Raw genomic sequence first — 19,801 nt, 5'->3', positions numbered from 1 at the left:
CGGAGGAGGAAGCTCCCCGCTCACCGGCAGTTGCACGTCAGGGTCACCACCAGGATCACGACCAGCAGCACGACCGATGAACGGAGGCGCCTCGTGAACGTTCCAGCAGCTGTCGACCTCATCGCCACCATCGACGTCCCCCGCGACCACCTCGCGCAGGTGCTCGAGATGCTCGAGGAGTACGGCGACGTGGTCCGCTCCGAGCCGGGCAACCAGCGTTTCGAGGTCTACTCCAGCGACGCCGCCGACCACTCGGTGGTGGTCGTGGAGAGGTACGTCTCACAGGCTGCCTTCCAGGAGCACCTGGACCACCCCGCCAACACCGCCTTCAACCGGGCCCTCGGCGAGCTCCTCGGGGGCGTGAACTCGAAGCTGGAGTTCCTTCGGGCGCAGGCTCCCGCCTCACCCCGTGCGGCCGCAACCGGGTGAACGTCCACCTCCCGGAGCGAAAGGTCGGGCGTGCATCGCCCGAACCGACATCGTGAGCCGCGAACGACGTCCGGGCAGGCCGGTGTGGCAGCACCTGGCCGTGCTCACCGTCGTCCCCATCCTCGCGACCGTCTTCATCGCGGTGGAAGCCGTGCTGGCCCGCACCGCCGAGGTGGCCGACGTGCGGGCCGCCAACCGCCAACTGGTGACCGCCGAGCAACTGGACGGCGTCCGCCGTGCCCTCAACAACGAGACCCTCCCCACCCTGGCGCTGGCCGTCGTACGGACCGCGGCAGGCACCCAACCGGGGCTTCTGACGCCCACCGCACAGCTCCAGCTGAGGGCGGCCGGGTCCCAGCCGGTAGCGGACGCGCGGGCGGAGACCGACGCGGCGATCAGCGCCGTCCAGGCGCCAGAAGCCCTTCCGGTCCTGCAGGTCACCGTCCGGGCACTGGAGAGGGCGCGCCTGCAGGCCGACACCAACACCGCTCACCTCGCGAGCCTGTCGGCCCAGTACGTGCGCCTGTCGGACGCACTCCTGACCGCTGAGCACGAAGCGACGGCGGGCGCGGCCGCGCTGGCGACCTCGCGGTCTCGCACCGCCACCGCCGTCGCCGATGTGGAACGCATCATCGACCTCAGCGCCCAGGCGAGCAGGCAGCTACCGCTCGCCTTCACCACCGTGGTGGCCGTGCCCGCCGACCGCGAGGCGTCGATCAAGCAACTCCAGGCGGCCATGGGCAGCTACGTGACCATGGCCTGGCGCAGTAGCGACCTGTCCTCTCCCGAGCTGCGAGCTCAGGCCCTGGCCGCCATCACCGACGCCCAGACCAGAGACCTCTCCCCCATCATGGCCCGCGAGACGATGAGGACGCCCACCCTTGGGTCGGCCGACGCGCTGCTCGCCTTGCGCCGCGCCAACGGGGTGCGCGACGCGGCCCTGGGCGCGGTGCTGCACACGGCCCTGGTCGAAGCCGCCAGGGCCTCCGCAGCCGACTCCGCCAGCGTCCAGCGAACGCTGCTCGTCACTGCCGCGACCGCAGCACTGGCCCTGATCGCCTCGGTGCTGGTCACCACCGCGGTGGCGCGACATCTCACCCAGTCGCTGAGCGACCTCGACAGCGCCGCGCGCCAGGCCATGGAAGGCGAGGCTGTCACCTCGGACGCTCGAGGCCCGCGCGAGGTCCGGGTCACGAGCCAAGCCCTCGAGCGCACGGCCATGGGGCTGCGGCGGGTGCGCGAGCAGGCCGAAGCGGTAGCGCAGGGTGACCTGCAACGAGCGCTGGAGCTGCCGGCCATGCCGGGGCGTCTGGGCGCCGTCCTCCACTCGTCGTTCGAAGCGGTGGTTCACGCCGTCGAGGCGCGCGACGCGCTGCGCGCCGAGCTGCTCCACCGTGCCACTCACGACGCGCTGACCGGGTTGCCCAACCGCACAGCGGCCCTGGCCGCCGTCAGTTCCGCCTTGCACGGCGCCGAGGCACGGCAGCACGCGGTCTTCGAGGCGCCCTGGCGAGGTGTGGCGGTGCTCTTCGTGGACCTCGACGGGTTCAAGGCGATCAACGACCGGCAGGGACACGCTGCCGGAGACCAGGTTCTCGTCGCCGTAGCCGAGCGATTGCGCTCGGCGGTCCGCCCGGCGGACGTCGCGGCCCGCCTGGGCGGCGACGAGTTCGTCGTCGTCCTCGACGACGTGGACCTCATCGAGGCCGAGGCGGTGGCTGAGCGCATCGTGCACGACGTCCAGGCGCCGGTGGCCCTGGGCGGTGCCCCGGCGCTGGCCGTGGGCGCCAGCGTCGGGCTGGCACACAGCACGCGCGGAGCGTCCGTCACCACCGCTGACCAGCTGGTCGCGTACGCCGACGCAGCGGTCTACCGCGCCAAGCATCTGGGCCGCGGCCGCGTGGTGGTCTACGACGCGCAGCTGAGCGACGAAGCAGCCGCACGGCGGGCGCTGGGAGTGGAACTGCGTTCCCGGCTGGCCTCCGGTGAGCTGGCGATCGACTGGGAGCCGGTACTCGGGATGGGCTCACCTGCCACTGGCGCACACGGCGACCCGGGGTCGACCAGTGCGGTGGCCCGCTGGTTGGCAGTGCCGGTCTGGGGTGCCGAGGAGGACGAGGACGACGACGCCCGTGGGTGCGCTCGGAGTGCCGGCGCGGACCTCCTGGACCTGGCACGCACCGAGGGCGTATGCGTGGAGCTGAGCCTGTGGGCCCTGCGGGCGGCGACGTCGCGGGCCGCCCAGCGGCATGCGACCGATGCGGGTGCGACCGCGATCGCCGTCCGGCTGGCCGACGGCCTCCTGACCGATCCGGACCTCCCCGACCACGTGGTCGACGTCCTCGTGAGCAGCGACCTGCCGCCGCACCTGCTTACCGTCGTCGTGTCGGAGGACGGCATCCACGGTCGCGCCGTGGTGGCGCAGTCGCTGGCGCTCCTGCGTGCGGCCGGCGTGAGGGTCGCCGTCGACGGGACCGGTGCGACACCGGTGCGCGATCTCCTGCACCTGCCCGCGGACGAGGTGTGGTTCTCCGACGACGCCCCGCTCGTGCCCCAGCCGGGCGGGCGCCGATCGGCGGACCAGCTGGTGCTGGCCGTCAGTGCACTGGGCCTGGACGTCGTCGTCGGTGGGGTGAGCACCTCCGAGCAGCTCCAGCGAGCGCGGGAGTGCGGAGCGGTGGCTGTGCGAGGGCCGCTGGCCCACCAACTGGCTGGCCAGCTCGCCGATCAGTTGACCCGGCAGCCCACCCAAGGCGGCGGCCCCCGACCGCCGGTGACGACGTACGTCGCTCCTGCGGCTGGGTGATCTTCCGCGCAGGCGCTGGAGGTGTCCTGCCATCTCGGCCGATGGGACGTCGTGGGAAACGGTGGACGACCCGGCAGGCCGGTCTGGGAGCACCTCGCGGTGCTCCTCGTCGTGCCCCTGGTCGCCATGACGACCATCGCCGTCAACGCCGTCGTCGCCCGTGCCCACGACGTCGCCAGTGCCCGGGAGGCCAGCCAGCACCTGGTCGCCGCCTCGCAGATCGACGGTGTCCGCCGCTCCGTCGACCACGAGATGCTGTGGACCATGGCCCAGCTCGCCGACGGCGGGACCGCGGCCGCCCCACAACCCGGCGTCACGGTCCCCGGCATCGAGCCCACGAGCATGACGCTGCCGCAAGCGCGCGCAGCGACCGACCAGGCGTTCGAGGCCGTCGACCAGCCGGAGGCCGTGGCCGCCCTGCGGGCGGCGCGAACGTCGCTGGAGGGGGCCCGCCAGGACGTCGACCGCGGCGCGGCGCGCTACGGATGGATCTCCGCCCAATACGTGATGCTGTCGTCCACGCTGGTCGACGCTGAGCAGCAGGCCGCCCAGGACGCCGCTTCGGCCTCGACGCTGTCGCGACTGGGCGCAGCAGTGGCTGACGTCCAGCAGGTCCTCGACATCAACGCTCAGGCGAGCCGGCAACTGCCGCTGGCGCTCACGGCGGTCTCAGCGAGTCCGCTGGACCGCAAGTCAGCCTTCCAGCAGCTGCAGGGCGCCGTGGGAAGCTACTGGGACCTGTCCAACCGCGGGGGACGGCTGTCGAGCCCCGCCCTGCGGGCTCTCTGGTCAGCCTCGGTCAGCGCGACGCAGTGGGCTGACCCGTCCATGGCCCTCCTCACGGTGGTGACCGGCGCCGACTCGATGCAGGACGCCACGCGCGAGCTGCTGGCCACCCAACCGGCCAGCAAGACCCGCGAGCAGCGACTGGGCCGCCTGCTGATCGAGGCCTCCGCCGAAGCAAAGGCGGCGGCTGACGAGGCCGCGGTCGCGGCTCAGCGGACGCTCGTGGCCACCGTCGGCACCGCGGCACTGGCGCTGGTGCTCTCGGCGCTGGTGACGGTGTGGGTGGGACGCCGACTGAGCCACGCGCTGCGGGACCTGGGCGCTGCGGCGAAGCGCGTCATGGAGGGCGAAGCCGTCACGGCCGCGGCGCGAGGGCCCCGGGAGGTCCGAGCAGCCGGTCAGGCGCTGGAGAACACCGCCGCGGGGCTGTATCGCGTGCGCGAGCAGGCGGAAGCCCTCGCGAGCGGAGATCCGGCCCGTGCCCTGCACATGCCCGCCGTGCCCGGCCGCCTGGGTGCCGTGCTGCAGGCCTCCATCGAGGAGGTGGTGCGCGCCGTCGAGGCCCGTGACGCGCTGCGCGCCGAGCTGCTGCACCGTGCCACCCACGACCCGCTCACCGGGCTCCCCAACCGCGCGGCGGTCATCGCCGACCTCACCGACGCCCTGGCCGAGCAGACGACCAACCAGTCAGCCGACCAGACGAGCGAGCAGACGACTGGGCAGACGACCGGGCAGACGACCGAGGACCCCGAACAGTGCGGTGGCGACGGCGCACCCGCGCGGGGCGTGTCCGTGCTCTTCGTGGACCTCGACGGCTTCAAGGCGATCAACGACCGCCACGGGCACGCCGCCGGAGACCACGTGCTGACGACCGTGGCCGAGCGTCTACGCCGCGTGATCCGCCCCGACGACCTGGCGGCGCGCCTCGGGGGCGACGAGTTCGTCGTCGTCCTGAACGGCGTCACGACCGCGGAGGCCGAGCTGGCGGCCCAGCGCATCGTGCTCGAGGTGCAGCAGCCGGTGCTCTACGGCGATGGTGGGCCGGAGCTGGTGGTGGGCGCGAGCGTGGGGGTGGCGCACGGCAGCGACCCCGCCGCTTCGGCGGAGTCGCTGATCGCGGACGCCGACGCGGCGGTCTACCGGGCGAAGCACCTCGGGCGGGGCCGCGTCGTGGTCCACGACGAGCTGCTGCGCGTCGAGGAAGACGACCGCGAGGCCTTGACGCGCCAGCTGTCCAGGGCGCTGCGCGAGCAGGTGGTGGAGCTGGAGTGGAAGCCCGTCGCCGCCGTCGTCCTGCCCTCACCCACCGGCCCGACGACCAGCCCGACGACCAGCCCGACGACCAGCCCGACGACGGACCCGACAGGGTGCTCGACCGTCAGGTGGCACGCGCTGCCGCGCTGGCAGCGGTCCCCGGAGCAGGTCCTGCAGGGATCGGACCTGTTCCGTGCGGCTCAGGAGTCCGGCCTGGCCCGAGAGCTCAGCTACTGGGTGCTCGATGCGGCTGCCTCGACGGCCGCTCGCTGGACCTCCGACTGCGATCGGGGACGGCCGGGCGTCGTCGTCGAGCTCGCCGCCGCCTGCCTGGCCGACCCCGACCTCGCGGACCGCGTGATCGGCCTGCTCGCGCTGCGCGGGCTGCCGGCCGCTTCCCTCACACTCGTGGCCCCGGAAGACGGGGTCAGCGGGTGCACCGAGGGGATCCGGTCATGCGCGGTGCTGCGGGCCGCGGGAGTGCGGGTCGCCGTGACCGGCACCGGGGCGACCCCGGTGCGCGACCTGCCGCGCCTCCCCGTGGACGAGGTCTGGGTGCAGGCGAGCCAGAGCCCTCACGAGGAGCGGACCACCGAGCTGCTGCGGCTGGCGGTGGGGACGCTGGGCCTGGGGCTCGTGGTCGACGGGATCTGCACCCCCGAGCAGCTCGAGGAGGCGCGCAGCAGCGGCGCCGCCGCAGTGCGCGGTCCCTTCGTGGGCAGGAAGCGCAGCGCGCCCGACGTATCCGCCGACGTCTCCCCCGATGTCGCGCCCGACGTCTCCCCGGACGTCGGCCCCGGCACCGACAGGGTCAGCCTGCAGGCGTGACGGGCCCCTGGGCGGACCAGCAGAAGTCGATCCAGCGGTCGGTGCGCTTCCACACGTACTCGCACTGCACGATGGAGCGGGGCTTGTCGTAGATCACCGCAGACCTGACCTCGCTGACGTGGCCGGCGCAGAAGTCGAGCACCATGCGCAGCGTGCGGCCGGAGTCGGCGACGTCGTCGACGACGAGCACCCGGGACCCGGCGATGTCCACGGCCTGCAGCACCGGCGGCAGCACCACGGGAACGGGTAGGCGCTCGTCGACGCCGGTGTAGAACTCCACGTTCATCACCGCCGTGTTCTTCACGCCGAGCGCGTACGCGAGGGCGCCGCCCGGCACGAGGCCTCCGCGGGCGATGGCGAGCACCACCTCGGGCTCGTACCCGCTGTCGGCGACCTGCTGCGCGAGCTCGCGCACCGCCGTCCCGAACAGCTCCCAGGTCAGCACCTCACGCACGTCACTCGTCACAGAGCCAGTCACTGGGCCAGCCTAGGGCTGCCGGGGCGAGGGCCCGGGTTGGCAGTGGGGGCACCACCAGGTGCGACGGCGGACGCCGGCGGCCGCGTCGTCGTCCTCGGGGACACCGGCCACCTCGGGGACCATCTCGATGCGGGTGCCGCAGCGCCGGCACGCCTTCCCGACTCGCCCGGCCACCCAGTGCTCCTGACCGGGGCGGGTGTTGCCGGTGGTCACCTGGTAGCTGGTGACACCGCTGGCGGAGGCGCGCAGCGCCCGGGCTGCCCGCTGCACGAGACGACGCACGCCGTCGTCCCCCAGCTCTCCGATCGGCGTCCACGGGCTGCGGCCCGTGAGGAAGCACAGCTCGTTGACCCACAGGTTGCCCAGCCCGGCCACGAGACGCTGGTCGAGCAGCGCCGCGGCGAGCGGACGGCTCGGGTCGCGGGCCAGACGAGCCGCGGCCGCGGGGACGTCGAGTGCGAGGTCGAGGAGGTCGGGCCCGAGGTGACCGACGGCGCGGTGCTCGTCGACGGTGCGCAGCAGCTCCACGACGGGCATCCGCAGACCGGCGGCGGTGCGCTGCTCGGCGGTGACGAGGAGCACGCGCACGTCGGGGGTCATCCGCGCAGGCAGCCGCCTGCCCGGGCCGAGCAGCGCCCACTCGCCGTCCATGCGCAGGTGGGTATGGAGGGTGAGGGCCTCGCCGTCGAGGTCGAAGCGAGTCAGCAGGTGCTTGCCGTGCGTCGCGAGTCCGAGCACGCGGGCGCCGGCCAGGTCGGCGGTGGCGTGCGCGGGGACGTTCAGCCGGCCGTGGACGAGGGTGCGGCCCTCCAGCAGCGGCCGCATCCGGCGCGCGAGCAGCGCGACAGTGTCTCCCTCCGGCACGCCACGATCCTCGCCCGCCGCGAGCGGCTCGGCGAGCCCGCGGTCATCACCGTCCGGTGCCGTCCGGTGCCAGCCCGGTGCCGGACGCGCGTGAGTGCCCTCAGGCGCGGGGGTCGCGGTCCGTGAGACGGACGGCAGCCACGCACGAGGTGGCGCCTGCCTCCCCCGCCAGGCGCAGCGCCTCGAGGACCAGCGACGGCTCGTGCTCGACCTCGTGGTGGCGACCCGTCACGGAGCCCGACGACCCCCCGCTCGCGGCCCGCTGCGAGGCACGCCGCTGCAGCAGCACGGCCACCAGCGCCACCGCGGAACCGGAGACGGCAAGTCCCGCGCCGACCACCATCGTGGCGCGCAGCCCGAAGCCCGCAGTCAGCACCTGCGCGCCGGCGGCGGCACCGAGGGCGTTGGCCGCGTTGAACGCGGCCTGGTTGAAGGCCGAGGCCATGAGACCGGAGCCGGGTGCCACCGCGATGGTCCGGTTGATGAGGGTCGGGCCGACGAAGAAGGCGATCACGGCGAAGATCACCAACGCCACGAGTGCCCCGGCCTTCGAACCCGACAACGCCAGCAGGAGCAGGCACGCCAACCCCAGGCCGAGCAGGCCCAGCACCACGGATCCCTCGGGGAACCTGTCGGCCGCGCGCCCTCCGAGCAGCGTCCCGGCGACCGTGCCGCAGCCGTAGACGACGAGCACCCACGCCACCGCGCCGGCGGAGAACCCTGCGAGATCGGTGAGGATCGGCGCGACGTAGCTGTACACGGCGAAGAGGCCACCGGTGCCGATCGCGGTGGCAGCGAGGGTCAGCAGCACCTGCGGGCGGACGAGGTCAGCCATCTCCTGGCGCAGCGGCGTGGCGGTGTCTCGGCGCAGCGGGACCCACCGCAGCACGGCGATCACCGTGGCGACGCCCAGCAGACCGATCGTCGCGAAGGCCCAACGCCACCCGAGCTGCTGGCCGAGCAGTGTGCCGACGGGTACCCCGAGCACCTGCGCCGCCGTCAGGCCGGTGAAGACACGACCGATGGCGGAGGCTGCCTTGCCGGGCGCCGCGAGGCGGGTCGCGACGACCGCGGCCACCCCGAAGAACGAGCCGTGCGACAGCCCCGTGACGAAGCGCCCCACGATCAGGCCGTCGTAGCCGGGCGCCACGGCGGTCACGACGTGCCCCAGCACGAACAGGACCATCAGGCCGGCGAGCACCCGCTGGTGGGGGTAGCGCGTGGACAGGGCCGTGAGGGTGGGGGCCCCGGCGACGACGCCGAGCGCGTACGCCGAGATGGCGTAGCCCACGGCGGGCACGGAGACCTGCAGGTCGGAGGCCACCTGCGGCAGCAGGCCCATCATGAGGAACTCGGTGGAGCCGATGGCGAAGGCGCCGATGGCCAGCGCCAGCAGCGCCGGCCCCGGCCGTGCCGTCAGGCCCCCAGAGGGGGCGGGGGTTGCGGCAGAGGACGACTCGGACGGCGTCGGGGCGTGATGGGGTGCGTCCACGGCGAGCGCGGCCTCCGGTCGGTGCTGTGGGGTGGGTCTGCGGTGGCTGGGTCGGCTGCGCTGTCGTCCCGCCGCCATTCTCCCAGTCCTACGCTGCCGCTGTGGCCACCCACGCCGAAGCCGCCGACTCCGCGGCGCTCATCGCGCTGAGCAGGCAGACCTACGTCCGCCTCACCACCTTCCGCCGCAACGGCACCCCGGTGCCGACGCCGGTGTGGGTGGTCGCCGACAGGTCCGCGCTCGGAGGGCGCGACGGAGACCTGCTGGTCATCACCGGCGCGCAGGCGGGCAAGGTCAAGCGGCTCCGCCACAACGGCCGGGTCCTCCTGGTGCCCTGCGACCGTCGCGGCACGCCGATACCGGGCGAGAGCGAGCTCGAGGCGCTCGCGGAGGTGGTGGTCGACCCGGCCGTGGTCCGCCGGCTGCGCCTGCTGGTGCAGATCAAGCACCCGCTGCTCGGGCGGCTCCTGCTCGGTGGGCAGCGCGCCGGGGCAGCCGCTGCGCGCAAGCGCGGCAAGACGCCTCCGGAGCAGGTGGCGCTGCGCATCCACCCACTGGAGCCCGGCAGCTGATCCCCTCACCCCGGAGCGTGATCATGGGCGTCCGCCACCCTCGCGGGGTGGCGGACGCCCATGATCACGGCGGGTCGGCGCCCGGCGGCGGGGTCAGCGCTTGATGACGCCGTGCGGGTCGAGCACGTACTTCTTGGCTGCGCCCTTGTCGAAGTCGGCGTAGCCCTGCGGCGCCTCGTCCAGCCCGATCGGCGTGGCGTTGACGGCCTTCGCGATCTGCACCCGGTCGTGCAGGATCGCCATCATCAGGCCGCGGTGGTACTTCATCACCGGGCACTGGCCGGTGGTGAACGACAGCGACTTCGCCCAGCCGGTGCCGAGGTCGAGGGAGAGCGCACCGCGCTTGGCGGCCTCGTCCACACCGCCCGGGTCACCCGTCACGTACAGGCCGGGGATGCCGAGCGCGCCGCCCGCCGTCGTCAGCTCCATGAGGGAATTGAGCACCGTGGCCGGGGCCTCCTGATGCGCACCGGAGCCGTGGCCGCGGGCCTCGAAGCCCACGGCGTCGACGCCGCAGTCGACCTCGGGGACGCCGAGGATCTGCTCGATCTGGTCCTTCGGGTCTCCCTTGCTCACGTCGACCGTCTCGCAGCCGAAGCTGCGGGCCTGCGCAAGGCGGTCTTCGTTGAGGTCACCGACGATGACGACGGCGGCACCCAGCAGCTGGGCACCGGCGGCTGCCGCCAGGCCTACGGGGCCGGCGCCGGCGATGTAGACGGTGCTCCCGACACCGACGCCCGCGGTGACACAGCCGTGGAAGCCGGTCGGGAAGATGTCGGACAGCATGGTCAGGTCGAGGATCTTCTCCATCGCCTGGTCCTTGTCGGGGAACTTCAGCAGGTTCCAGTCGGCGTAGGGCACGAGCACGTACTCGGCCTGACCGCCGACCCAACCGCCCATGTCGACGTAGCCGTACGCCGAGCCGGGCCGGTCGGGGTTGACGTTGAGGCAGATGCCGGTCTTGCGCTCCTTGCAGTTGCGACAGCGACCGCAGGCGATGTTGAAGGGCACCGACACGAGGTCGCCCTGCTTGATGAACTCGACGTCAGGTCCGACCTCGACCACCTCACCGGTGATCTCGTGGCCCAGCACCAGACCCTCGGGCGCAGTGGTGCGGCCGCGGACCATGTGCTGGTCGGAGCCACAGATGTTGGTGGAGACCGTCTTGAGGATGACGCCGTGCCGCACGGGACGGCCGACGTTGGCGGGGTTGACTCCCGGCCCGTCCTTGAGCTCGAAGGTGGGGTAGTCGATGTCGATGACGTCGACACCGTGTCCGTTGTAGGCCACTGCCCGGTTGCTGCTCATGCACGCTCCCGAAGTGAGCCGGGCACCCGCGTCACCGCTGACGCCGACGTCCCGGTAGCTCAAACCGTAGGCGCACCGCTCCGATCGATCAACACCGGGGTAGCGCCTGATGCATCAGAGGTACATCAGCATGGATCGGCGTCTGCGGGGCAGGAGGTTCCCATGGCTGACGAGCAGACCTTCCGCAAGGGCGACGACGTCGAGTGGTCGTCCCACGGCACCACCGTCGAGGGGACGGTCGAGAAGAAGATCACGGATGACACGAAGGCCGCGGGCCGTCAGGTGCGCGCCAGCGACGACGACCCGCAGTACCTCGTGAAGAGCGACAAGACCGGCAAGGAAGCCGTACACAAGCCCGATGCCCTCGACAAGGCCTGACACCCCCCTTCTCGTGATCATGGACTTCCAAAGCACTCTCAGGCCGTGATCATGGTCCCCCGCAAGACATCCCACGGCTCTAACTGTCAAGCGGCGGCCGGTTGTTGGTCGGGGCGGTTGCTGACCCAGGCGGTGTTCTCGTCGTAGAGCTGGTGGTGGCGTAGGCAGCCCTGCTGGATCCCGACGAGCCTGTTGCCGAGCGCGCGTAGGCCCTGGTGGTGGGTGGCGCCTTTGGCGCGTCGTTCGTCGTAGTAGGCGCGCGCTCCTGGGGAGGCGGTCAGTGCGCTGAGGGCTTGGCCGTACAGCGCGTCGGCCAGATGCTTGTTGCGCACGTGGCGGGCCAGGACGGCGCGGCTCTTGCCCGAGGCGCGGGTGATCGGTGAGGTGCCGGCGTAGTTGCGACGAGACTTCACCGTCGCGTAGCGGTGGGGGTCGTCTCCGAACTCGGCGAGCACCCGGGGGGCCAGGACCGGCCCCAGGCCTGGCTGGCTGAGGTAGATCTCAGCGTCCGGGTGCTGGCCAAAATGGGCGTTCACCTGCTCGGCGAGGGCACTGATCTGACGGGTCAGCTCGGTGATGACCGCGACCAGAGCGCTCACGCTGGCCCCGTAGGCGACCTCCAGGCCCTCGCGTGCGGGCAGCTGCGGGCTGCGCAGACCGGTGTGGATGCGTAAGGCGCACACGGCCACGTAGCGTTGCCGTCCGGCGCTGCGCAGCAACTCCTCGATCTTGGTTTGGGTGAGTGCGCGTCCTGCGGTGGGTGTGGGGGCTGCCGCGAGCACTGCAGCGGCCTCGATGCCGACCAAGCCCTCACCTTCCTCGCTGAAGGCGGCCAGCGCACCGGGGTAGAACTCCCGCAACGTCGAACGCAGGGTGTTCACGTGCTGCTGGCGGGACCAGATCATCGACTGGTGTGCCCGGGTGAGGACCTTCACGGCCTGGGCCAGGGCGCTGTCACCGGCGACGGGGCGGTGGTGGGCGCGGTCCAGGCGGACCAGCTCAGCCAGGGCGTGTGCGTCCCCGGGATCGCTCTTGGCCCCTGAGGTGGTGTGTCGTTCGCGGTAGCGAGCTGCTTGCAAGGGGTTGATCGCATACACCTGGTAGCCGGCGGCGATCAGCGCCTGAACCCACGGCCCGCGGTCGGTTTCGATGCCGATCACCACCTGGCTCGCGTCCAGAGCGCCAGCGCCAGCGCCGTCGCCGTCGGGCTGTGCCAGGTGCTGGGCGACGATCGCGTGCAAGGTGGCGATGCCGTTGACCCCCTCTGGCAGGCGCCGTCGCGCTAACCGGTGTCCGTCAGGGTCGACAACCTCGATGTCGTGGTGGTCCTCTGCCCAGTCATCGCCGATGAACAACATCGACCATCACCGCCCCCGTTGTGCTGTCTGACCAGTTCTGATGCTGAGCCTGGAGGAAGCCCGGAGCGCCCTAATGGATCAGTGCTCGACGCCGGAGCGTGGCACGACATCCCACCAGCCCTGCAGACCACCTCACCGACCAGCTGGGGCACGCTCTTGCGGAAGGTCTTCCACGACCCGCGGGAGGAAGTGCTCACCTGCTGGCGGCTCAGGTACCAGGGTGACTCACCACCGCGGTACAACCCCATTAGCGGGAGGTGCCCCCAGTCCGCCACCTCGCGGGTGGCCAACCGCCCATGATCACGGTCGGTGATATGCACAGAGTCCATGATCACGAATGAAGGGGGGAGGCGGTCGCGGTGAGGTGCACCCGCTCACCCGGCAGCGGCGTCCCCGAGCGCACCGCGAGCGACCAGCCGCCCTCCGCCCCCTCGGCGTCGTACGGCTCCACGCACAGCACCGCGCGCGAGCCCAGCAGCAGCGGCGAGCCCCACCGCGCCCGCACCTCGACCCCGCCCGGCCCTGCGGTGGCCGCTGCCAGCTGCGGCTCAACCTGCCCGACGGCTCGGGCCAGCGTCCACATGCCGTGAGCGATCGCCCCGCGGAATCCGAACGCCCTCGCGGCCAGCCTCGACAGATGGATGGGGTTCACATCCCCGCTCACCGTCGCGTACCTCCGGCCCGCGTCAGCGGGGACGCGCCAGCGGGCCGCCGCCCTCGTTGCCGGTTCGGGCAGCGAGAGGTCATGGGCGGCCTGCCCCTCCGGCACCGTGGCGCCACGGGCGAGGTAGCCGCTCACGCCCTCCCAGACCACCTCGCCAGCATCGCCACCGCTGGTCAGCGTCGACATCAACTCGACGACGGCGCCCTTGGCGTGCGGCAGCGGCCCGCGCGCGACCACCTTCACGTCCACGCGCTCCCCCACACCCAGCGGCCGGCTGGCGCGCACCACCTGCGTCACGTGCACCAGACCGGGCAGCGGCAACGGGAAGTCCTCCGCTGACAGCAGCTCGAGCTGCGCGGCGAACGCCAGCAGGTGCGGCCCCACCACCGGCAGCACGGGTCGCAGCGGCACCCCCGTGGCACGCGCGAGCGCCGCCGCACGACCAGCCCCCACCGCCACACCCGGATGCACGACGACGGCGGGCCGCCCGTCCGCCCCGCTCGGCAGCACCAGCGGTTCCCCCGCCGCAGCGGCCGCCCGGACCGCCGTCCCCTTGCGCCGCGCGGACAGCACCGCCCGCGCGTAGACAGGAGCCAGCCGCGCGCTCCGGGCCGCCTCGTCGGCGCTCATGCGCCCACCAGCGCCTGGCCGCAGACCCGGACCACCTGGCCGGTGACGCCCACGCTTGCGGGTTCGGCGAGCCACGCGACGGTTTCGGCGACGTCGACCGGCAGCCCGCCCTGCTGCAGGCTCGCCGTGCGGCGCCCGAGCTGGCGCAGCACCGGCGGGATCTTGGCCGTCATCTCCGTCTCGATGAAACCCGGCGCCACGGCATTGGCCGTGCCTCCGAGCTCGGCGAGCCGTGGCGCGAGCGCCCGGACCATCCCGGCCACCCCGGCCTTGGACGCCGCGTAGTTGGCTTGCCCGCGGTTGCCCGCCAGCCCCGACGTCGAGGAGACGCCAACAACCCGCGCGCCGCCCCCGAGCAGATCCGCCTCGACCAGCGCCTCGGTGAGCCGCAGCGGCGCCGCGAGGTTGACCGCCAGCACGGACTCCCAGCGGGCGGCGTCGAGGTTGACCAGCAGCCGGTCGCGGGTGATGCCAGCGTTGTGGACGACGACGAGCCGCCGCTCGCCGAGGCGCCGCCCCAGGTGCTCGGCCAGCCGCGCGGGCGCGTCGCCGGCCGTCACGTCGAGCGCGAGCGCCTCACCGCGGACCCCGTTGGCGGTGCGGGCGAGGTCACCGCTGGCGGCGGGGACGTCGACGACGACGACGTGCGCGCCCTGCCGGGCGAGCACCTGCGCGGTGGCGCGACCGATGCCGCGCGCAGCTCCGGTGACGACAGCGACGGCGCCCTCCAGCGGACGCTCCGACCTGCTGAGGGCGTCGCGAGCGTCGTCGTCGTGAGCCGACCGAGCCACCTCGATGACCTGCCCGTCGACGAACGCCGACCGCGGCGACGCGACGAAGGCCAGCGGCCCGGCGAGCTCGGCCGCCCCGGCACCGGACGACAGGCGCAGCAGGTTGGCGGTGGCGCCTGCGCGCAGCTCCTTGCCAACCGTGCGGGTGATGCCCTCCAGGCCCTGCTGGACGGCAGCGGCCTCGACGTCGTCGTCTCCCGGGGTCCGGCCCACGAGGATCACGCGGCTGCTGGGCGCGAGCCGGCGCACGGCCGGGCCGAGGGCGAGACCGAGAGCGGCGAGGTCGCCGACGTCAGTGGCACCGGTGGCATCGACGACGACGGCGCCCAGGCGCTGCCCCTGCTCGGCGAGCTCCAGCTGCACGTCGGCGCCGGCGCGCGTCAGCAGCGACGCGAGCGCACCTCCCGCTTCGCGCGTGCGGAACGCCGACGCCCCGGACCCCACGGTAAGCACGAGCGCCGGCCCTACCAGCAGCGGCGCCCCCGCCTCGAAGCGCCGCAGGAGCGCCGGGCGTGGCAAGCCCGCCTTCCGTGCCAGTGCGGCCCCGGGACCGGTGCGGACGAGCTCGGCGTAGAGGTCTCGTGGACGAGTCGCGGGCGCCATCACGCCGCCTCCAGCGCCATGACCACGCCCTGCCCGCCCGCGGCGCACACGGAGATGAGCGCCCTGGGCTTGCGATCGGGCGTCGCGTCGTCGTCGTCGGCACCCCGGGAGGTCGCGAGCCGGTGCAGCTGCTTGGCCGCGGTGGCGAGCACGCGCCCACCGGTCGCCGCGAACGGGTGGCCGGTGGCCAGCGAGGAGCCGACGGGGTTGAGACGGGCCCTGTCGACCGCGCCAAGGGCCGGGCGGCCGAGGCGCTCGCGGCAGAACTCCTCGGACTCCCACGCCGCGAGGGTCGCGAGCACGGTGGAGGCGAACGCCTCGTGGATCTCCAGGACGTCGGCGTCCTGCAGCGTCCAGCCGATCCGATCGAGCAGGCGCGGCATGGCGTACACGGGGGCGGTGAGCAGCCCGTCGGTACCGGTGACGAAGTCGACGGCGGCCGCCTCCGCGTCGACCATGCGCGCCAGCACCGGCAGCGAGCGCTCCTGCGCCCACGCACGACTGGCCAGCAGGACAACGGCGGCGCCGTCGGTGAGCGGCGTGGAGTTGCCCGCCGTCATGCTGGCGGCACCAGGCTGGTCGGCAGGCAGGTCGCGCCCGAAGACGGGCTTGAGAGCAGCCAGGGCCTCGACAGTCGTGGACGGCCGCAGGACGTCGTCGCGACGCAACCCCAGGTAGGTGGTGACGAGGTCGTCGAAGAAGCCCCCGTCCCACGCGGCGGCGAGGGCGTGGTGGCTGTGGGCTGCGAGCTCGTCCTGCGCTTCGCGGCTGATGCCCCAGGCGGCGGCGGTCAGCGCGGCGTGCTCGCCCATCGACAGGCCGGTGCGCGGTTCGGCGTTGCGGGGCGCCTCGATGCGGACGGCGCTGGGCCGCAGGCCCGCGAGCGCCTTGAGGCGCTGGGTGGCTGAGCGTGCAGCGCGGGCGGCCAGGAGGGTGCGGCGCAGGTCGTCGCCGACGACGAGGGGCGCGTCGCTGGCGGAGTCGGCGCCCCCGGCGATGCCGGAGTCGATCTGCCCGACGCGGATGGCGTTGGCCACGATGACCGCGGCCTCCAGGCCCGTGGCGCAGGCCATGGCCAGATCGGTGGTGGGGGTGGTGGGCGCGAGCGCGCTGGACAGCAGCGCCTCGCGGGTGAGGTTGAGGTCGGTGCTGTGCCGCAGCACGGATCCGGCGACGACGGTGCCGAGGCGCTCGCCCGCCAGGCCGGTGCGGGCCGTCAGACCGTCGAGCGCCGCGGCGAGGAGGTCCTGACTGGAGGCGCGCGCGTAGGCGCGGCCGGCACGGGAAAAGGGGGTGCGGTCGGCGGCGACGACGACGACATCCCGCAGCGCCTCGACATCGCGCAGCGCTTCCCGCGGTGCTCCTGGCCCCCCTCTCGGTTGTCCGGAGGAGGCGTGGGGAGGAGCAGTGGAGGTGGCCACCCGACGACGGTACCCGCAGGGCTGCTCTATCCGGTACTCCAGGTAGCGGGTACTGCGTGTACCGAGTTACGCTCGGTCCGTGAGTCCCGCTGCGATGACGCCGGTCCCGGAGACTGACGCGCCCGCCGCTCGCCCTCTCCAGGCACCTGCTCAGCAGGTGTCGCAGGACGGCCGCAGCACCCGCTGGGAAGCGCACCGCCGCGCCCGCCGCGAAGAACTGGTCCAGGCCGCGCTACGAGCCATCACCCAGCACGGCCCCGGCGTGGGGGTCGACGAGATCGCCGCGGCCGCAGGCACGAGCAAGACGGCGCTCTACCGGCACTTCGCCGACAAGGAGCAGCTCTACCTCGCCGTCGCAGAGCGGGTGAGCCAGCGCATCCTGCGCGACCTCGCGGCGGCCGCCGCCGAGCACACCCGCCCCCGCGCTGCGCTCGGTGCCGTCATCGCCACCTACCTCCGCCTGGTCGAGCACGACCCCGACGTCTACTGGTTCGTCACCCGCGGCGCCGGTGCGATGGCCAACGCCTCCGGCTTGTCAGGTACCGGTGCCGCTGCCGCTTCCGGCGCGGCCTCGGACCCGCTGGCCGGTCTGACGCAGGCCGTCAGCGCGGAGTTCGCCCGCGCCATCACCCGCCAGCTCCGCGCCGCCGGCCTCGACGCCGCGACGGCCGAGCCGTGGGCCCACGGCCTGGTGGGCATGGTCCGCGCCGCCGCCGACCACTGGATGAGCACACCCGTCCCCGAGGGCGGCCGACGCACCCCCGCCGACGTCCTCGCCGGGCAGCTCACCGCGCTGGCCTGGGGCGGGTTGTCCCGCGCTCCGCTGACCGCGCCGTCGTCGTCCTCGAGAACCACCGCGGCGGGCCCCGACACGGCCGAGGACACCACCCTGAAGACCGACCGCCCCGACCCGGCGGTCCAGCACCACCTGGAGGAGACGCCATGAGCACCCCCACTGCCGAAAGCAGCACCAACGCCGCCGCTGCTGACGCCGCTGACGTTGCCGCTGGCGTCGTCGAGTCCTCCGACGGCTCCCCGAGCCGCCTCGACGGCCAGCGCGAAGGCGCCGCCGGCCACGTGTGGCCCGTCGACCCGGCTCAGCTCGCCGCAGACCCGCGCGCCGTCCAGAAGGTGCTCGACGGCCGCTGGGCCGCCGTGCGAGACCGGGCCCGCGCCACCCTCCCCGCAGCGTGGTGCCAGCCCACCGACCACCTCTCCACCGAGGAGCACCGCACGGTCACGCTGGACCGTCTGCGGGAGATCGTCGCCACCGGCGAGCACCGGTACGGCTTCGCGGCCAGCGCCACCGGCGGCCTCGGGGGCGACAGTGTCGGCGCGCAGACGGTGAACTTCGAGATGCTCGGCCACACGGACCTGTCGCTGACCATCAAGGCCGGCGTGCAGTGGGGCCTGTTCGCCGGGTCCATCCAGGCGCTCGGCACCGCCAAGCACCACGAGAAGTACCTGCGCGACGCCGTCGAACTCGACCTGCTCGGCTGCTTCGCGATGACGGAGACCGGGCACGGCTCCGACGTCGCCAACCTGCGCACCACCGCCACCTACGACGAGGCCACGGGCGAGTTCGTCGTCCACTCGCCCGGCCCCGAGGCCCGCAAGGACTACATCGGCAACGCCGCGCGCGACGCCCGCATGGCCGTCGTCTACGCCCAGCTGGTGACCAAGGGCGAGCGGCACGGCGTGCACGCCGTCCTCGTGCCCATCCGTGACGAGGCCGGGAACGCCCTGCCGGGCGTCACCCTGAGCGACTGCGGCCGCAAGATGGGCCTGAACGGCGTCGACAACGGCCGGATCATGTTCGACCACGTCCGCGTGCCGCGGGAGAACCTCCTCGACCGGTACGGCCAGGTGGCGCAGGACGGCACGTACACGTCGTCGATCTCCAATGCCAACGCCCGTTTTTTCACCACGCTCGGCGCGCTGGTCAAGGGCCGCGTGTGCATCGGTGCCGCCGCGCTGGCCGCCGCGAAGACCGGCCTGGCCATCGCCGTGACGTACGCCGAGCGGCGCCAGCAGTTCCCCAAGGCCGGGGGGGAGATGCGAGACGGGGTGGCCGAGGAGGTCACCCTCCTCGACTACCGCACCCACCAGCGCCGGCTGCTGCCGCTGCTCGCGTCCTCGGCCGTGTACGCGCTGGCGCAGGACGACGTCGTCGCCGAGTTGCACCGCGTCACCAACCCCGTGCTGCTGGGCGCCGCGCCGACGCCCGGCCCGCAGAAGGCGCTCGAGGCCAAGGCCGCAGGCATGAAGGCGCTGCTCACCTGGCACGCCACCCGCTCCCTGCAGGAGGCGCGCGAGGCGTGCGGCGGCTCCGGGTTCCTCTCCGAGAACCGGATCGCGCAGCTCAAGGGCGACACCGACGTCTTCACCACCTTCGAGGGCGACAACACCGTGCTCCTGCAGCTGCTGGCCAAGCACCTGCTCTCGGAGCACCGCGACGCCCTCAAGGGCGCCGGGAAGATCGGCCAGGCGAAGGCCGTGACGACGTCGCTGGTCGACGCGTACGCCGGCCGCACGCCCGCCCGCGCCGTCGCCGGCTTCGTCGGTGAGGTGGTCACGGACATCAGCGCGCTGCGGCAGCGCGGCTCGGCCAAGTCCGGGGCTGCCGGCTCGAGCGTTGGCGGTGGCGCCGCCGACGACGCCGACCCGGAGCTCTTCGACAGGACCTGGCAGCTGCGGATGCTCGAGCACCGCGAGCGCCGCACGCTGGAGAGCCTCGCGCTGCGGATGCGCAAGCGGGCGCAGACCGGGGCGAGTGGCTTCAGCGTGATGAACGAGGTGCAGGACCACCTCGTGCTGGCCGCTCGCACGCACCTCGACGCGTGGGTGGCACGCACGGCCGACGCGGCGATCTCCCGCGCCGACGACGAATTGGCCAAGGTGCTGCTCTCGCGACTGCTCGACCTGCACGTGCTCACGCTCATCGAGGCCGACCGCGCCTGGTACCTCGAGCGCGGGCTCATCACCGCCGGGCGCAGCCGCGAGCTCACCACCGCGGTGAACGCGCTGTGCGCGCAGGTGCGGCCGCACGCGCTGCGCGTGGTCGACGCGTTCGGGCTGCCGGAGGGCTGGCTGGGCGCGCACATCGCCAGCTGACGCCGCTGCCCGTCCGGCGGGCTCG

The 19,801-nt window shown here is 73.2% G+C and carries 15 protein-coding genes; 7 read left to right on the top strand and 8 right to left on the bottom strand.

Annotated features, from left to right (window positions below; translation table 11 throughout):
* The first annotated feature begins 93 nt into the window (after window positions 1–93).
* Genes BXY45_RS23145 through BXY45_RS24485 form a run of 3 tightly spaced genes read left to right on the top strand, consistent with a single transcriptional unit; the run spans window position 94 to window position 6,103 of the window.
* The gene (locus BXY45_RS23145) at window positions 94–429 is read left to right on the top strand and encodes a putative quinol monooxygenase (protein ID WP_170131352.1); all 336 of its coding nucleotides are present in this window, start codon (window positions 94–96) and stop codon (window positions 427–429) included.
* A gap of 52 nt (window positions 430–481) precedes the next feature.
* Window positions 482–3,235: a sensor domain-containing diguanylate cyclase gene (locus BXY45_RS06825; protein WP_146211116.1), complete on the top strand. Its 2,754-nt coding sequence runs from the start codon at window positions 482–484 to the stop codon at window positions 3,233–3,235.
* 51 nt (window positions 3,236–3,286) lie between these two features.
* Window positions 3,287–6,103, top strand: a complete 2,817-nt coding sequence (locus BXY45_RS24485; RefSeq protein ID WP_146211115.1) for a diguanylate cyclase — start codon at window positions 3,287–3,289, stop codon at window positions 6,101–6,103.
* Here the strand turns inward: BXY45_RS24485 and BXY45_RS06815 are convergent.
* From BXY45_RS06815 to BXY45_RS06805, 3 genes are all read right to left on the bottom strand, one after another.
* Window positions 6,087–6,569 (bottom strand): phosphoribosyltransferase family protein, encoded by a 483-nt coding sequence (locus tag BXY45_RS06815; RefSeq protein WP_109773571.1) that lies wholly within the window; start codon window positions 6,567–6,569, stop codon window positions 6,087–6,089. The two genes, BXY45_RS24485 and BXY45_RS06815, sit on opposite strands and share 17 nt — an antisense overlap.
* Before the next feature lie 21 nt (window positions 6,570–6,590).
* Window positions 6,591–7,445 carry a DNA-formamidopyrimidine glycosylase family protein gene (locus BXY45_RS06810; protein ID WP_109773570.1) on the bottom strand — a complete coding sequence of 285 codons (855 nt, stop codon included), beginning with the start codon at window positions 7,443–7,445 and terminating at the stop codon, window positions 6,591–6,593.
* Window positions 7,446–7,545: 100 nt separating this feature from the next.
* Window positions 7,546–8,937: an MFS transporter gene (locus BXY45_RS06805; RefSeq protein ID WP_211319295.1), complete on the bottom strand. Its 1,392-nt coding sequence runs from the start codon at window positions 8,935–8,937 to the stop codon at window positions 7,546–7,548.
* Window positions 8,938–9,038: 101 nt separating this feature from the next.
* Between BXY45_RS06805 and BXY45_RS06800 the strand changes: the two genes are divergently transcribed.
* Window positions 9,039–9,509: a PPOX class F420-dependent oxidoreductase gene (locus BXY45_RS06800; protein ID WP_211319294.1), complete on the top strand. Its 471-nt coding sequence runs from the start codon at window positions 9,039–9,041 to the stop codon at window positions 9,507–9,509.
* Window positions 9,510–9,602: 93 nt separating this feature from the next.
* On the opposite strand, the gene fdhA is transcribed toward BXY45_RS06800, so the two are convergent.
* Complete coding sequence (fdhA, locus tag BXY45_RS06795; RefSeq protein WP_109773631.1) at window positions 9,603–10,817, bottom strand: formaldehyde dehydrogenase, glutathione-independent; 1,215 nt, start codon at window positions 10,815–10,817, stop codon at window positions 9,603–9,605.
* Window positions 10,818–10,979: 162 nt separating this feature from the next.
* Here fdhA and BXY45_RS06790 point away from each other — a divergent pair, with 162 nt between their 5' ends.
* Entirely contained in the window at window positions 10,980–11,195 is a 216-nt protein-coding gene (locus tag BXY45_RS06790) for a hypervirulence associated TUDOR domain-containing protein (protein ID WP_109773568.1), read from the top strand.
* Between the two features lie 86 nt (window positions 11,196–11,281).
* Here the strand turns inward: BXY45_RS06790 and BXY45_RS06785 are convergent, their stop codons facing one another.
* The 4 genes from BXY45_RS06785 to BXY45_RS06770 form a co-directional block, all read right to left on the bottom strand.
* The gene (locus BXY45_RS06785) at window positions 11,282–12,553 is read right to left on the bottom strand and encodes an IS110 family RNA-guided transposase (RefSeq protein WP_109773567.1); all 1,272 of its coding nucleotides are present in this window, start codon (window positions 12,551–12,553) and stop codon (window positions 11,282–11,284) included.
* Between the two features lie 331 nt (window positions 12,554–12,884).
* Window positions 12,885–13,847: a MaoC/PaaZ C-terminal domain-containing protein gene (locus BXY45_RS06780; protein WP_109773566.1), complete on the bottom strand. Its 963-nt coding sequence runs from the start codon at window positions 13,845–13,847 to the stop codon at window positions 12,885–12,887.
* Window positions 13,844–15,241 (bottom strand): 3-oxoacyl-ACP reductase, encoded by a 1,398-nt coding sequence (locus BXY45_RS06775; protein ID WP_109773629.1) that lies wholly within the window; start codon window positions 15,239–15,241, stop codon window positions 13,844–13,846. Before BXY45_RS06775 ends, BXY45_RS06780 begins: the two co-directional genes overlap by 4 nt.
* The gene (locus BXY45_RS06770) at window positions 15,241–16,662 is read right to left on the bottom strand and encodes an acetyl-CoA C-acetyltransferase (protein WP_245961676.1); all 1,422 of its coding nucleotides are present in this window, start codon (window positions 16,660–16,662) and stop codon (window positions 15,241–15,243) included. The genes BXY45_RS06775 and BXY45_RS06770 overlap by 1 nt, the downstream gene beginning before the upstream one ends.
* Window positions 16,663–16,741: 79 nt before the next feature.
* Between BXY45_RS06770 and BXY45_RS06765 the strand changes: the two genes are divergently transcribed.
* Both BXY45_RS06765 and BXY45_RS06760 read left to right on the top strand, forming a co-directional pair.
* Window positions 16,742–17,608, top strand: coding sequence for a TetR/AcrR family transcriptional regulator (locus BXY45_RS06765; protein ID WP_211319293.1), 867 nt, complete (start codon window positions 16,742–16,744; stop codon window positions 17,606–17,608).
* Window positions 17,605–19,776: an acyl-CoA dehydrogenase family protein gene (locus tag BXY45_RS06760; RefSeq protein ID WP_109773564.1), complete on the top strand. Its 2,172-nt coding sequence runs from the start codon at window positions 17,605–17,607 to the stop codon at window positions 19,774–19,776. The genes BXY45_RS06765 and BXY45_RS06760 overlap by 4 nt, the downstream gene beginning before the upstream one ends.
* The last annotated feature ends 25 nt before the right edge of the window (window positions 19,777–19,801 follow it).

The organism is Quadrisphaera granulorum (genome assembly GCF_003149145.1).
Classification (GTDB): domain Bacteria; phylum Actinomycetota; class Actinomycetes; order Actinomycetales; family Quadrisphaeraceae; genus Quadrisphaera; species Quadrisphaera granulorum.
The sequence above is the reverse complement of the archived record's forward strand: the minus strand, read 5'-3'. Positions and strand labels throughout refer to the sequence as shown.

Coding starts and splice junctions, on each gene's coding strand:
- fdhA (WP_109773631.1), bottom strand. CDS start 10,817: ATGAGCAGCAACCGGGCAGTGGCCTACAACGGACACGGTGTCGACGTC.
- BXY45_RS06790 (WP_109773568.1), top strand. CDS start 10,980: ATGGCTGACGAGCAGACCTTCCGCAAGGGCGACGACGTCGAGTGGTCG.
- BXY45_RS06785 (WP_109773567.1), bottom strand. CDS start 12,553: ATGTTGTTCATCGGCGATGACTGGGCAGAGGACCACCACGACATCGAG.
- BXY45_RS06780 (WP_109773566.1), bottom strand. CDS start 13,847: ATGAGCGCCGACGAGGCGGCCCGGAGCGCGCGGCTGGCTCCTGTCTAC.
- BXY45_RS06775 (WP_109773629.1), bottom strand. CDS start 15,241: ATGGCGCCCGCGACTCGTCCACGAGACCTCTACGCCGAGCTCGTCCGC.
- BXY45_RS06760 (WP_109773564.1), top strand. CDS start 17,605: ATGAGCACCCCCACTGCCGAAAGCAGCACCAACGCCGCCGCTGCTGAC.